The organism is Pseudochrobactrum lubricantis, assembly GCF_041929865.1.
Classification (GTDB): domain Bacteria; phylum Pseudomonadota; class Alphaproteobacteria; order Rhizobiales; family Rhizobiaceae; genus Pseudochrobactrum; species Pseudochrobactrum saccharolyticum.
Map to the genome: position 1 here is coordinate 277,222 of NZ_JBHEEE010000005.1, position 14,328 is coordinate 291,549.

At 52.2% G+C, this 14,328-nt stretch carries 12 protein-coding genes; 8 read left to right on the top strand and 4 right to left on the bottom strand.

From position 1 onward, the window contains the following. Positions 1-9 precede the first annotated feature (9 nt). Positions 10-1,431, bottom strand: a complete 1,422-nt coding sequence (locus JNC80_RS12565; protein ID WP_022712004.1) for a short-chain fatty acyl-CoA regulator family protein — start codon at positions 1,429-1,431, stop codon at positions 10-12. Between the two features lie 276 nt (positions 1,432-1,707). On the opposite strand from JNC80_RS12565, the gene JNC80_RS12570 reads away from it, so the two are divergent. The 8 genes from JNC80_RS12570 to efeO (JNC80_RS12605) all read left to right on the top strand — a co-directional run bounded on the left by JNC80_RS12570 (position 1,708) and on the right by efeO (JNC80_RS12605) (position 10,591). Continuing rightward, positions 1,708-3,222, top strand: coding sequence for an MmgE/PrpD family protein (locus JNC80_RS12570; protein WP_376710540.1), 1,515 nt, complete (start codon positions 1,708-1,710; stop codon positions 3,220-3,222). 117 nt (positions 3,223-3,339) lie between these two features. After that, positions 3,340-4,530, top strand: coding sequence for a bifunctional 2-methylcitrate synthase/citrate synthase (gene prpC / locus JNC80_RS12575; protein ID WP_075656548.1), 1,191 nt, complete (start codon positions 3,340-3,342; stop codon positions 4,528-4,530). A 23-nt stretch (positions 4,531-4,553) separates the two neighbouring features. Beyond that, positions 4,554-5,465 carry a methylisocitrate lyase gene (gene prpB / locus JNC80_RS12580; RefSeq protein ID WP_075656550.1) on the top strand — a complete coding sequence of 304 codons (912 nt, stop codon included), beginning with the start codon at positions 4,554-4,556 and terminating at the stop codon, positions 5,463-5,465. A 120-nt stretch (positions 5,466-5,585) separates the two neighbouring features. After that, the gene (locus JNC80_RS12585; protein WP_376710541.1) at positions 5,586-5,885 is read left to right on the top strand and encodes a TFIIB-type zinc ribbon-containing protein; all 300 of its coding nucleotides are present in this window, start codon (positions 5,586-5,588) and stop codon (positions 5,883-5,885) included. A 491-nt stretch (positions 5,886-6,376) separates the two neighbouring features. Further along, complete coding sequence (gene efeU / locus JNC80_RS12590; RefSeq protein WP_213600294.1) at positions 6,377-7,198, top strand: iron uptake transporter permease EfeU; 822 nt, start codon at positions 6,377-6,379, stop codon at positions 7,196-7,198. Positions 7,199-7,207: 9 nt separating this feature from the next. After that, positions 7,208-8,386 carry an iron uptake system protein EfeO gene (gene efeO, locus JNC80_RS12595; protein WP_376710542.1) on the top strand — a complete coding sequence of 393 codons (1,179 nt, stop codon included), beginning with the start codon at positions 7,208-7,210 and terminating at the stop codon, positions 8,384-8,386. Between the two features lie 3 nt (positions 8,387-8,389). Then, positions 8,390-9,706, top strand: a complete 1,317-nt coding sequence (gene efeB, locus JNC80_RS12600) for an iron uptake transporter deferrochelatase/peroxidase subunit (RefSeq protein ID WP_376710543.1) — start codon at positions 8,390-8,392, stop codon at positions 9,704-9,706. Between the two features lie 66 nt (positions 9,707-9,772). Continuing rightward, a complete protein-coding gene (efeO, locus tag JNC80_RS12605; protein WP_221719839.1) occupies positions 9,773-10,591 on the top strand; it encodes an iron uptake system protein EfeO in 819 nt (272 codons plus the stop codon). Between the two features lie 52 nt (positions 10,592-10,643). Here the strand turns inward: efeO (JNC80_RS12605) and JNC80_RS12610 are convergent, their stop codons facing one another. From JNC80_RS12610 to JNC80_RS12620, 3 genes are all read right to left on the bottom strand, one after another. Then, a complete protein-coding gene (locus tag JNC80_RS12610; protein ID WP_376710544.1) occupies positions 10,644-11,003 on the bottom strand; it encodes a DUF1850 domain-containing protein in 360 nt (119 codons plus the stop codon). After that, complete coding sequence (locus JNC80_RS12615) at positions 11,003-13,108, bottom strand: TRAP transporter permease (RefSeq protein WP_376710545.1); 2,106 nt, start codon at positions 13,106-13,108, stop codon at positions 11,003-11,005. Before JNC80_RS12615 ends, JNC80_RS12610 begins: the two co-directional genes overlap by 1 nt. Before the next feature lie 101 nt (positions 13,109-13,209). Beyond that, entirely contained in the window at positions 13,210-14,163 is a 954-nt protein-coding gene (locus JNC80_RS12620; protein ID WP_028233887.1) for a TAXI family TRAP transporter solute-binding subunit, read from the bottom strand. Between the last annotated feature and the right edge of the window lie 165 nt (positions 14,164-14,328).

Consider the following 14,328-nt stretch of genomic DNA (forward strand, 5'->3'; position numbering starts at 1 on the left):
AATCACTTCTCAGGCGGTCATATAGGGAGCAAAATTCGTCTGCGCCTCATCAACCTGTATTGTGGAATAGAGCGGTGGGAAGGCACGTTGCGGGCATTTTTGCCGTTCGCAGATTTTACATCCTGCGCCGATCGGTGTGCGTGCCGCCGGATCATCAAGGATCATACCTTTGGAATAGACCAGCCGGTCGGCATGATGCAGATCACAACCCAATGCGATAGCAAAGCTTTTTGAAGGCGCTTTATAGCCGCCCTGCCGGTGGCGGATCATTTTGGCAATCCAGAAATAAGTGCGGCCGTCCGGCATTTCGGCCTGCTGGGTCAGAATACGATCCGGTGAGGAAAAAGCCGCATAAATATTCCACAGCGGGCATGTGCCGCCAAAGCGTGAAAAGTGAAAATCGGTTGCTGACTGACGCTTGGAAATATTGCCTGCACGATCCACGCGGATGAAGAAAAACGGCACGCCGCGTGCCTCAGGCCGCTGCAAAGTGCTGAGCCGGTGGCAGATGGTTTCGAAACTCACTGCATATTTTTGTCCAAGTAATTCAATATCATAACGTAATTGTTCTGCACTTTGCAGAAAATGCATATAGGGCATCAGCACGGCACCGGCGAAATAATTGGCAAGCCCGATCCGCGCCAGTACCCGTGCTTCAGGGCTTGAAAATGCCGTTTTTTCCAGTAACTGATCCAGCAGATGTTTCTGTTCCATAAAGGCGATTTGCGTTGCCAGCTGAAAGGCCTGCTGGCCTTCATCAAGACGCGGGGAGAGAGAGAGCAGGCGGGTGCTGCTGTCGTAATGACGAACCTTGTCTGAACTGTCAGGCCCTGATTGCTCAACCAGCCGCACGCCGTGCATTTGCATCAGACGTTCTGCCAGTGCATGTTTCATTTTGCCGACAGGCAGACCGAGTTTGTGGCTCAGCGCCTCACCTTCATGGTCGAGTTCCGGAATATAATTGCGGTGTGCATAGAAATATTCGCGCACTTCCTCATAGGGTGTGGAGAGCATCACCGGCAGATCGGCGGAGCGGTCATTGCCAAGCTGGTTTGCAAGATATGCAGATTGCTCCTGCGCCTCGCCAAGCTGTTTGTGCATTTCCACAATCAGCCGTCCGACAGCGGGCATATTGGCGGCAAGTTCGCGGATTTCAGTTTTGCCGAGTTGCTCATTCAAACGCGGATCGGCAAAAACTTCACGCAAATCGCTGAACAGCCGCGCCTCATCGGCTTCAGAAAAAAGCTGAACATCTATGCCGAAGACCTCATTGAGCCTTAGCAAAACCTGCACGGTCAGCGGGCGCTGATTATTCTCGATCTGATTGAGATAACTCAAAGAAATCCCTAGGCTTTTCGCCAGAGACATCTGGGTGAGCTGACGCTCTTCCCGCAATTTTCTCAATTTTATGCCAACAAAAGTCTTACGCATTCTTCAGGCCCTCCCGACCTTTCAGATCAACGCTGTTCTCGTCATTCCTTTTATTTGCATGCGGTTTGCGAAACTGTGACGACTTCGCAAGTTTCACAATTTCACAAAAAATCACCGCCGTCACTTCGCTTTTTCAGCCATAGGCGCAAAGATTTGCCGCTGTATAGTTGGTTTACAGAGTGCATTCGGCTTCGCAAGTTACACAATTCACTGCTGTCGGAGGACGGCAGAAACGGGTTGTCATAGTCTTTGGCTAAGACAGAGAGGGATTTTTCTGTGAAACTCCATAAAGTGCGTACCTATAAATCTGCAGAACATCTGGCGCGTGAAGATCAGCTGGCATGGAAATTTGCCGCTATGGCTGCCGATGATGTGCCGCTGGATGATGATGTTGTTGAGATGATCGGCAACCGTATCATCGACAATGCGTCTGTGGCGGCGGCATCATTGATGCGCCGTCCGGTTGTCAGCGCAAGAATGCAGGCGCTAGCCCATCCTTATAAGCGCGGTGCCACAGTTTTTGGGTTGCCTGCGGATCAGCGCGTGTCACCGGAATGGGCAGCATGGGCGAATGGTGTTGCAGTACGCGAGCTGGACTTTCACGATACATTTCTCGCTGCCGATTATTCCCATCCGGCGGATAATATTCCGTCGATGCTGACGGTTGCGCAGCATTGCGGATTGAATGGTTCTGCGCTGGCACGCGGTATTGCTACCGGTTATGAAATTCAGGTCAATCTCGTGAAAGGCATTTGTCTGCATGAGTTTAAAATCGACCATATTGCCCATCTTGGGCCGTCAGCAGCGGCCGGTATCGGCACCATGCTTGGCCTGAGCACTGAGCAGATTTATCAGGCTATTCAGCAGGGTCTGCACACCACAACCACCACACGTCAGTCCCGCAAGGGCGAAATTTCCAGCTGGAAAGCCTATGCACCCGCCTTTGCCGGCAAAATGGCAGTGGAAGCCGTTGACCGTATCATGCGCGGTGAGGGTGCGCCGTCTCCTGCATGGGAAGGTGAAGACGGTTTCATTGCATGGCTGCTTGGTGGCCCGAAAGCTGAATATTTTGTGCCGGTGCCGGAAATCGGTGAGCGCAAACGTGCGATCATGGATACTTATACGAAAGAACATTCGGCTGAGTATCAGAGCCAGGCACTGATTGATCTCGCACGGCGGATGCGCTCAAGTGTTAAGGATTTCTCTAAGATTGCCAGCATTGTGCTGCATACCAGCCATCATACGCATTATGTGATTGGTACCGGTGCCAATGATCCGCAGAAAATGGATCCGAATGCCAGCCGCGAGACGCTTGACCATTCGATCATGTATATTTTTGCAGTCGCACTGGAAGACGGCACATGGCACCATGAGCATTCCTATGCACCGGAGCGTGCCAAACGTCCGGAGACAGTTGCGCTCTGGCACAAGGTCAGCACGGTGGAAGATCCGGCATGGACAAAGCGCTATCACAGCCATGATCCGAATGAAAAAGCCTTTGGTGCCCGTGTGGTGATTACCATGCAGGATGGTTCGGTGATCGAAGATGAACTGGCGCTGGCCGATGCGCATCCGTTGGGCGCCCGCCCGTTCAAACGACCGGATTATGTCCGTAAATTCCGCACATTGGCTGAGGGTATTATCGGGCAGGAAGAACAGGATCGTTTCATCAAAACCGTTGAACGCCTGACTGATCTCACAGCGGATGAACTGGGCGGTCTCAATATCACAGCGCTGCCGGGCAAATGCGAACCGGGCAAAGCACATGGTATTTTCGACTGGCAGGGCTAGAGACACTGTGCAGGCGGGATGAAGTGATCTCGCCTGCATGTCGCAACGCACAATCTGTGCTGCAGAATTATCGGTGGAGGAACCGGATAACTCATAAAGCGGCCAAGGGAGAGAATGATGAGCATTGCAGAAAGTGAAACAAATGCACCGGTGACGCCGCCAAAAAAGAAATCCGTGGCACTGTCCGGCGTGGTTGCCGGTAATACTGCCCTTTGTACCGTGGGGCGCAGCGGTAATGATCTGCATTATCGCGGCTTCGATATTCATGATCTAGCCTTGCAATGCGATTTTGAAGAAGTCGCGCATTTGCTGGTGCATGGCACGCTGCCGACCAAACGCGAATTGATTGCCTATCAGCAAAAGCTCAAAGCCATGCGTGGTTTGCCGACCAATGTGAAGGCGGCGCTCGAATTGCTGCCAGCCGCCAGCCATCCGATGGATGTGATGCGTACCGGCGTCTCTGTTCTCGGTTGCGTGCTTCCGGAAGTCAGCGGGCATCCTCAGGCTGGTGCCAAAGATATCGCCGACCGGTTGATGGCTTCCCTCGGCTCGATGCTGCTCTACTGGTATCACTTTGCCCATCATGGCCGCAGGGTTGAGCTGGAAACCGATGATGACACAATCGGTGGTCACTTCCTTCGTGTTCTCCACGGCAAAGAACCGACACCGGCAGCCGTGCGGGCGATGAATATCTCGCTGATCCTCTATGCAGAGCATGAGTTTAACGCGTCCACTTTCACGGCGCGTACCATCGCAGGCACAGGCTCAGACGTCTATTCCTGCATCGCCGGTGCTATCGGTGCGCTGCGCGGCCCGAAACATGGCGGTGCCAATGAAGTGGCGCTGGAAATCCAGCAGCGCTATGCCGATCCTGATGAAGCAGAGGCCGATATTCTGCGCCAGCTTGAGCAGAAACAGGTAGTGATCGGTTTCGGCCATCCGGTCTATACGATTGCCGATCCACGTAATGAGATTATCAAGAAAGTCGCGCTGGAACTGTCGGAAGAGGCGGGTACCACGAAAATGTTCGACATTGCCGAGCGTATTGAAACGGTGATGATGGACAACAAGAAAATGTTCCCGAACCTCGATTGGTTCAGTGCTGTTTCCTACCACATTCTCGGTGTGCCGACCGCAATGTTTACGCCGCTTTTTGTGATTGCCCGCACCTCCGGCTGGGCAGCGCATATTATCGAACAACGTATCGACAATAAGATTATCCGTCCGTCCGCGAATTATATCGGCCCTGACAATCTGACTTTTGTGCCGATTGATGAACGATCCGCATCCACTCCCAAGACTATTTAACTGAGACAGCCCGAGTGAGTATTATGCCTTATTTATCTGCTTCCGATCTGCCAACCAAACCCGCCGGTGAGCGGTTCCGTGAATTGATGAACAGACCCGGCATTGTGCAATTGCCGGGTGCGCATAATGGTATGGCCGCAATTCAGGCGCGCAATGCCGGTTTTGAAGGGCTTTACCTCTCCGGCGCAGCTATGACGGCTTCAATGGGCTTGCCGGATCTTGGTATTATCACCGTGGACGAGGTGGCGTTTTTCATTCGTCAGATTGCCCGCTCCAGTGGTCTGCCGCTCGTGGTCGATGGAGATACCGGTTATGGTGAGGCGCTCAATGTGATGCATATGGTGCGCACATTTGAAGATGCAGGCGCTGCCGCTGTGCATATTGAAGATCAGTTGCTGCCGAAAAAATGCGGCCATCTGAATGATAAAAAGCTGGCCGGTGCTGAGGATATGGCCGCAAAAGTGGCTGCTGCTGCCAAAGCACGCCGTCATCTCTATCTGATTGCCCGCACCGATGCTGCTGCCAGTGAAGGCATGGACGGCGCTGTGGCGCGCGCCAAGCTTTATATGGAAGCTGGTGCCGATGCGATTTTCCCTGAAGCGCTGAACACGGCTGAAATGTTCCGTGAATTTGCCAGACGTATGCCCGGCGTGCCACTGCTGGCCAATATGACTGAGTTTGGCCGCACCCCTTTCTTCACCGCGCAGGAATTTGAGGAAATGGGTTATAAAATGGTGATCTGGCCGGTGTCCTCTCTGCGTGTCGCCAATAAAGCGCAGGAAAAACTCTATGCCACGATCAAGCGGGATGGTGCCACCAAAGCCATGGTTGATGAAATGCAGACCCGTGCCGAACTTTATGATGCAATCGGGCTGAACCAGTATGAAGAACTTGACCGAACCATCATCAAAAGTATTGTTCCGTCAATGGATTAAGCGAAATTTCTCTGATGAGATGAAATATGGGCGGGCAGAGATAAAACTGAGGTCTCGCACTTGAAAAACCACAATTCGCAACCCAAGTGCAAATCCTGACCAATCAGGAGGCTCTTAATAATGCTTTGCCCTATCGATAATACCGAGCTTGTCATGTCTGACCGGCAGGGAATTGAAATCGACTATTGCCCGAAATGCCGTGGTGTATGGCTGGATCGTGGTGAGCTGGACAAGATTATTGAGCGCTCAGTTCCTGCAGAACCTGTGCGCACAGCGAGCAAGGATGATTATCGCTCCGACAGCCGCGGTCATGACCGTGATCGCGATTATGATCGTGACCGCCGTGATCATGATGATTACAGCCATGGCAAGCCATACCGTAAAAAGAAATCGCTGCTGGGCGAGTTGTTCGACTTCTGATCTAGCAAGCTAAAGCATGTCGCGGAAAAGTGGATACCGGTTTTCCGAAAACGACATGTGGAAAGACAAGGAGACAGAGCGAGCGCAGTGGATAGAATTAAACGCGACACGCTCTGTGACAACCAGAAGCCTGCACCGGAATCACCGGTGCAGGCTTCTTAGTTTTTAAGATCATGATGCCGGTATAAACGGCTACTCGTTTGCAGGTAAACAGGCGGCATCAGTATGATTATTGTATTTTTATGAGTTTTTAAAAAGGGATAGAGATTTTCTGCCGGTCCTCGGGTTTTTAGAAAAATCTGCCCGCTCCCATGTTTTTGCGTTGTCGGAAATAGCAGTTTCATGTAAAAGGTGACTTTAATTCACATATTTAACTGTCTTTGCTTAGACCTCTGCTTTTACTGAATTAGTGATCGTTCCGGCCGGGCATTTTCATTGTTGCGCAGGCTTTTCCGGCTTGCATTTGTTTAAACGACACTGAGAGCAAGCCGATGTTGGCACCGTTTCTGATTATGTTACGTGAGGGGCTGGAAGCTGCTCTTCTCACCAGTATTATTGCGTCTTACCTGAATAAGACCGGACGCTCATCCTATATGCCTGCCGTCTGGATCGGCATTTTTCTGGCCATTGCGCTGTCTTTTTTGGCGGGCGCTGCCTTGCAGATCATCAGCGCTGAATTTCCGCAAAAAATGCAGGAATTGTTCGAAGCCATTGTCGGTTTTGTCGCGGTGATCGTGCTGATGTCGATGGTGCTGTGGATGAAAAAAGCCGCACGCTCTCTCAAAGATGAATTGCAGCATTCCGTCGAACATGCACTTGCCGCGAAATCAGCGACATGGGCCCTGATTGGCATGGTGTTTTTTGCCGTGGCGCGCGAGGGGCTGGAATCCGTGTTCTTCCTGCTGGCGATTTTTCAGCAGAGCGAAGGCTATGCGGCGCCACTTGGTGCTTTTTTGGGCGTAGCCGTTTCTGTCGTGCTCGGCATGTTGATTTATCAGGGCGGGTTGCGCCTGAATTTGCGGCTGTTTTTCCGCTGGACAGGTATTCTGATTATTTTTGTTGCTGCCGGTTTATTGTCCGGCTCACTTCGCAGCCTGCATGAGGCTGGCATCTGGAATTATTTGCAGGCACCTGCATGGGATCTGAGCCATGTGCTGCCGCTGTCTACACCGCTCGGCACATTGCTGTCCGGCCTGCTCGGCTATCACGATACACCAGCGATTGGCGAAGTGATTGCCTATTTTATCTTCCTGTTTGCGGCACTGGCCATTTATCTGCGGCCGGTACCTGCACAAAAAACCGCTGCTGCGTAAGAGGCTATGATGAGTAAGAATCCATCCGCACCTTCATCAGGCCTTATGAAACTGGCTGTTGCCGGTTCTGCTGTTTTGGCAGTGGCTGCAGGCGGGTTGTTTTATTATGCAACCATCACGAAAAACACGGTGGGCAATGAAAAGCTGATCCCGATTGAGGTTGGTGCCAAAGCCTGCGATCCGATGAATCTGACCTTGCCGTCCGGCCTTCACAGTTTTGAAATCCACAACCGTTCCGACCGCCCTGTTGAATGGGAAATTCTCGACGGTGTGATGGTCGTAGAAGAGCGCGAAAATATTATTCCGGGAATGAAATCTGTGCTGCGTGCGCAGTTGCTGCCCGGTGAGTATGAGATTACCTGCGGTCTGCTTTCCAATCCGCGCGGCAAGTTGACGGTAACGCCGTCCGAACATTCGAAAGCGGCTGTAGCGGCCAAGCCGGATACCCGCGCTTTCATTGGTATGCTCTCGGAATATAAAGTGTTTCTGGTTATGCAGAGCAATGCGGCGCTTAAAAATACGCAGGCATTGCAAGCAGCAATTGCCGCAGGCGATGTGCAGGCAGCGCGCACGGCATTCTCGCAGGCGCGTGATGCCTATGAACGCACAGATGTGCTTTCCGGTCGCTTCTCCGATCTGGCGTCTAAGATTGACCCTCTCGCTAATTATCTGGAAAAACGCGAGGAAGACCCCGCATTTACCGGTTTCCACCGTATTGAATATGGTCTGTGGGCGCAGAACAGTACCGCAGGACTGGATATTTTTGCCAGTCAGTTGGCAACTGATCTGACCGAGCTCAAAGAGCGCCTGAAAACCACAAAACTGACGCCGGATATGCTGCTGCGCAGTCTTGCAACCTATCTGAACCAGCAGGCTGAAGGTGCCGTTATTGCCGGTGATAATGCCTATTCGCATCTTGATCTGGCTGACCTGACGGCAAAACTCGACGGCGCGGAAAAAATTCTCACTTTGCTGAAACCGCTCAGTGAAAAACCGGCTGCGGGTGAGACACAAAATGCGCTGTCTGCCTTACAGGATGTTCGACAGGAACTAACGACCTTGTCGGCCGGAAACCCTGAGCGTTCCTATGTGGAAATTGATGACGCAGCCCGCCGCGCTTTGGCGGAAAAAGTGAAAACACTCAGCCAGAAAATCACCGCACTGATGTCTGCAATTGGATTGGAGTAAGTGATGAAAAAGGAAGAGAATAAGCTCACTGCAAACCGCCGTAATGTCCTCAAAGGATTGGGGCTGGCACTGGGCAGCACGATAACTGTGGGGACTGCAGGTCATGCGCAAGCCTCATCGGCTCCGGTTGAGCATCATGTGACCGATGCGCCGGTCGGCAGCAATGGTTTTCATCAGCGCCAGCCTTTTTATGGCATTCATCAGTCCGGTATCACCAATGCCCGTCCTGCACATGGTCTGGTTGCGTCTTTCGATGTACTGGTGAAAACACCGGATGATCTGGAACGGCTGTTTCGCACTCTAACGCAGCGCATTGTTTTTCTCACGCAGGGCGGCACACCGCCGGAGCTTGATCCGAAACTGCCGCCTGCGGATTCCGGTATTATCGGCCCTGAAATCCGGCCGGATAACCTGACGATTACGGTAGGTCTTGGCGACAGCCTGTTTGAGCATCATCCGTGGCTAAAAGCCCATAAGCCGAAGCTTTTGCAGCGCATGACCAAGTTCCCGAATGATGCACTGGTGGCTGATCTTTGCCACGGCGATCTGTCGCTGCAATTTTGCGCGAATACGCCGGATACCAATATTCACGCTTTGCGCGATATTCTCAAAACCATGTCCGATCTGGTTTTCCTGCGTTGGAAACAGGAAGGCAATGTGCCGGTGATCCCGCCTTCGCCTTCCGGTGAGGTTGAAAGCGCACGCAATTTTCTGGGCTTCCGCGATGGTTCTGCCAATCCTGATGCCGGTGACAGTGCATTGATGAACCAGTTGGTCTGGGTAGGGGAAACCCATCAAGAGCCGGATTGGGCAGCCAATGGCTCCTATCAGGCGGTGCGTATTATCCGCAATTTTGTGGAGCGTTGGGATCGCACGCCTTTGCAGGAACAGGAACTGATTTTCGGACGTAAAAAAATGTCCGGTGCGCCGATGGATGGCACCAAGGAAAGTCAGGTGCCGGACTACTCCAAAGACCCTGAAGGTAAAGTCACGCCGATGGATGCGCATATCCGTCTTGCCAATGACCGCAGCCATGCCACGCAGAAAAATCTCATTCTGCGTCGTCCGTTCAACTATTCCAATGGTGTTACCAAGTCTGGTCAGCTCGATCAGGGGCTGCTTTTCATTTGCTATCAGGCCGATTTGGAGCAGGGCTTTATCACCGTCCAGCGCAAACTCGATGGCGAGCCGCTGGAAGAATATATCAAGCCGGTCGGCGGCGGTTATTTTTATATTTTACCGGGTGCGGTGGACGAGAAGGATTATCTCGGCAGCACTCTGGTTGAGGCCATCCGCAACCATCCGGATAACAAGGTTTAACCTACAACCGTTTGTAAGAACGGCTGCAACTCTAAAAACATGAAGCGTATCAGAAGGACGTCTGTAATGAAGTTTGGATCTTTACTTGCCGCCTCGGTACTTGCCTCCTGCCTGTCCTTTCAGGCTTTTGCGCAAGACACCACCTATGACCTCGTTGAGCCGCTGGCAGAATATAAAATCTATGTCAGTGAAAAAGTGCAGAAGCTGGAAGAAGACACCAAGGTCTTTACCGATGCTGTGAAAGCCGGTGACGTGGAAAAGGCAAAGTCGCTCTTTGCGCCAACCCGCCTGAGCTATGAAGCCATTGAACCGATTGCAGAACTGTTCAGCGATCTGGACGTGGCAATTGACAGCCGCGCTGACGACTGGGAAAAGGCCGAGCAAGATCCGGGTTTCACGGGCTTCCACCGTATTGAATATGGTCTGTGGGAAAAGAACTCGACCGAAGAGCTGACACCGGTTGCTGACAAGCTGATGGCTGATGTGAGCGAGCTGAACAAGCGTATTGCTGATCTGACTTTCCCGCCGGAAAAAGTTGTCGGTGGTGCGGCAGTGCTGATGGAAGAAGTGGCAGCCACCAAAATCTCCGGTGAAGAAGACCGCTACAGCCATACAGATCTCTGGGATTTCAAAGGCAATTTTGATGGTTCCCGCAAGATTTTTGATCTGGTTCGTCCGCTGATCGAAGCGAAAGAAGCTGAATTCACCAAGAAAGTGGATGAAAACTTCAACACGGTTTCCCAGACCCTTGATAAATACAAAGAAGGTGATGGCTATCAGAGCTATGACAAGCTGACAGAAGCAGACCGCAAAGTGCTCTCCATTGCCGTGAACACGCTGGCGGAAGACCTGTCGACATTGCGCGGCAAGCTCGGCCTGAACTGATTTGAGTATTGTTTAAAAAACGCCCGATACCATTTCTGGTATCGGGCGTTTTTTATTGGCATTGTGTGATTTTAATCGGCTGTTCTGCAGTCGTGCCAAGCTCGTGACATTGGCCATTTGCACAGAGTTTCCAGCCGCTGACCGTCTCACCGGAGGCTGCCAGAACCAATTCCTGACGCGGCGGGATTTTCGGCACATAATGATACCATCCATCCCGTAACACAGCGCCTTCCGGTGGTTCCATACCTGCACCGGAGCCTTGCACACGGGCTTCTGTGAGCGCAAAACCCGCCGGTGTAATCTGCCAGTCTTCCTGCCAGGGTATTTTCTCGACACTATGTGTCCATTGCAGCATGAAAGATGTGGTCACTATCCGCAGCACACCGGCTGCGGATAGTGCACAGAGTGCCATCAGGCGGCTTTCATCTGTGGCTCTCTGGTATTCCACCAGTGCCACAGCAGGAAGGCCATACAGGCAGCAAAGCCGATCTCATCACTGAGCGGATAGGTTGCCAGCATCATCGCGGCGGCTGCAAATGCCCAGACACGTTCCCAGATTTTGAGATGTCCGCGCAAGTAACCAATCGCTGCTGCACCCCACATTACAATGCTGAGCAGAGCTTTGCCGATCATATAGGCAACAGCAGGCCAGAAGCCCATGCTTTCTGCCAGCGGACCGCCATCCTGCAACATGATAACCGGCGCATAAACCGCCATGAACGGTACGGCAAAACCGGCAACGGCAATACGCACGGCCTGCATCCCGATTTTCATGCCGGATTCTTTCGCAATCGGCGCAGCGGCAAATGCAGCCAGTGCAACCGGTGGCGTCAGGTCAGCCATGATCCCGAAATAGAACACGAACATATGCGACACCAGCAGCGGCACATCCAGCATCAGCAAAGCAGGGCCTGCAATGGATGAGGTGATGATATAATTCGGGATTGTCGGAATACCCATGCCGAGGATCAGACAGGTAATCATGGTCAGCACGAGCGACAGGAACAGGGAGTTTTCACCCACACTCACAATCACACGCGCAAAGCTTGATCCGGCACCGGTGAGTGCAAGCACGCCGATAATCACACCGACAAGCGCACAGGCAATACCAACAGGCAGAGCGTTTTTTGCACCTTCTGCAAGGCTTTCAAGGCAAAGGCGTAGCGTCTCGCGGCCACCGCGAATGGTGAAATTGACAAGAACCAATGCGGCAATCAGCAACAGGATCAGCGTGATGCCACGGATTTCCTGTCCCAGAATATTAAAGCTGGTGCCGAAGGCGGCAGCGGACATCAGACCCAGAGCAACCCAGAACAGCACACGCACTGCCATTGGCATATTGGCAGAGACCGGCACGCCGAGAATAATCAGTGCGGTCAGTCCCATACCCACGGTGCCGGCGAAGAGCGGCGTATAGCCGGAGAACAGCAGCCAGACCAGTGCTACGAGCGGCAGGATCAGATACCAGTGCTTGCGCAAGGCACCGAGTGCACTTGGCAATTCAGCCTTTGACAGGCCTTTAAGACCAAGGCGACCGGCTTCCAGATGCACCATAATGAAAACGGTGATGAAATAGAGCACTGCCGGAACAATCGCCGCCTTGACGATTTCGAGATAAGGCAGACCCAGCGTTTCCGCCATGATGAAGGCGACAGCGCCCATTACCGGCGGCATAATCTGACCACCCATCGAGGCAACGGCTTCCACGCCACCTGCAAAAGCAGGCTTGAAGCCGGAGCGTTTCATCAGCGGAATGGTGAAGGCACCGGTTGTTACCACATTAGCCACGCCGGAACCGTTGATGGTGCCCATCAATGCGGAAGAGATTACCGAAACTTTGGCAGGGCCACCGCGCGACGAGCCGACAGAGCCCATTGCTACATCATTGAACAGCTGGATCATGCCCGCGCGTTCAAGAAACGCGCCGAACAGAATAAACAGGAAAATATAGCTGGATGAGACGTAAATTGGCGTGCCGTAAATACCTTCTGTTCCCAGAAACAACACTTCAACGACCTGTTCAAAATCATAGCCGCGATGGTTGAGCGGTGAGGGCAGATACTGGCCGAACAGACCATAGGCCAGAAAGATCAGACAGATCAGCGGCAGTGTCCAGCCCATCATGCGCTGCCCCGCCCAGAACACCAGAGCAACAGCAAGCACACCGATCACAATATCCTGCATTTCCGGCTCACCGGCACGCAGGATCAGATCATTATAGAAAACCCAGTGATAGAAGCTGACGGCAAAAGCCAGAATGGCAGCTGACCACATCAGCAATTTTTTAAATGAACCGCGCGGAGCTGCATTGGCATAAAGGCCAAACAGCAGCAGCAGCAAAAAGCCGACGTGAACGGAGCGGACAACCTGACTTGGTAAAGGTGAATAAGCCGCAGTCCAGAGCTGGAAAACGGAGAAAGCAACGGCAATGCCAAACAAGATTTTGGCGCCGGTGCTGACACCCCAACCCGGAATATGCTCGGCCGATTCAACCGCATTGTTTTCTGAAGATGACATAAATTTAAAACCGCAAAAAATGACAGGAACAGGCGGTCAGAAAAGGCTGCATATTCTGTAGAGCACAGAATATGCAGCCTTAAAATCCGCTTCAGGCGTGATTATTCAATGCCTTTTTCTTTGTAATAGCGCATCGCACCCGGATGGATCGGCGTTGGCGATACGATCGTGCTCTTGTCGAGTTTGATCATTTTGGCTGCGGAATGGGCTGCTGTCAGCTGATCCAGATTTTCAAACAGACCTTTGGTCATTTGATAGACCAGTTCTTCATCCATATCCGGACGTACGATCAGATAATTGATCACCGATGCCGTGGTCACGTCTTTGTCCTGACCGGTATAGGTATTGGCCGGAATAGTGTTGACCTGATATGGCGCACCGATTTTTTCAATAATATCGGCAGGCACTTCCACCACATTGATCTCAACCGCATTGGCCAGATCGCGCAGTGATGCAACGCCAAGACCGGAGGACTGCAAAGTGGCGTCCAGCTGACGATTTTTCATCAGTTCCACGGATTCCGCAAATGGCAGATATTCCACTTTGCCAAGATCGCTGTAGGAAAGACCGGCAGCGCCGAGAATGGTTTTCGCATTCAGCTCGGTGCCGGATTTCGGCGCGCCGACGGACAGGCGTTTGCCCTTCAGATCCGCCAGCGTTTTAATGCCGGATTCCTTGGAAGCAACGATCTGCACATAGTTCGGATAAATCGCGGCCATTGTGCTGATATTTTCCAGCTTCTTTTTAAAGCCGGCTTCTTCATTGCCTTCCCACGCATCGCGCAGGGAATCGCCGAGTGTAAAAGCGATTTCGCCACGGCCGCTATTGATCAGATTGATATTCTCAATCGAGGCTTTGGTTGCCTGCACAGACGGACGGGCATCAGGAATGCCGGAATAGATTTTTTCAAGGGCAACACCCATCGGGTAATAAACACCGCTTGTGCCGCCGGTCAGAATATTGATGAAATTCTGCGCATTTGCTTCAGCTGCGGCAAATGTCAGTGTGACCGCTGCAAAGGCTGATAAAAGTGATTTTTTACCCAAATAACCCATGAAATCCTCCATATTTCACTCAATGGGCGGCTCTTCCTCAGCCATCAACTCTCCCGGTTGTGACTGTGACCGCCCGTATAATATCTTGCTGTAAGCCGGTGGTTCAGAACAATCCCCGATTAACATCACCAAGACATTTAATGTACAAAAAGAGCCCTAATCATC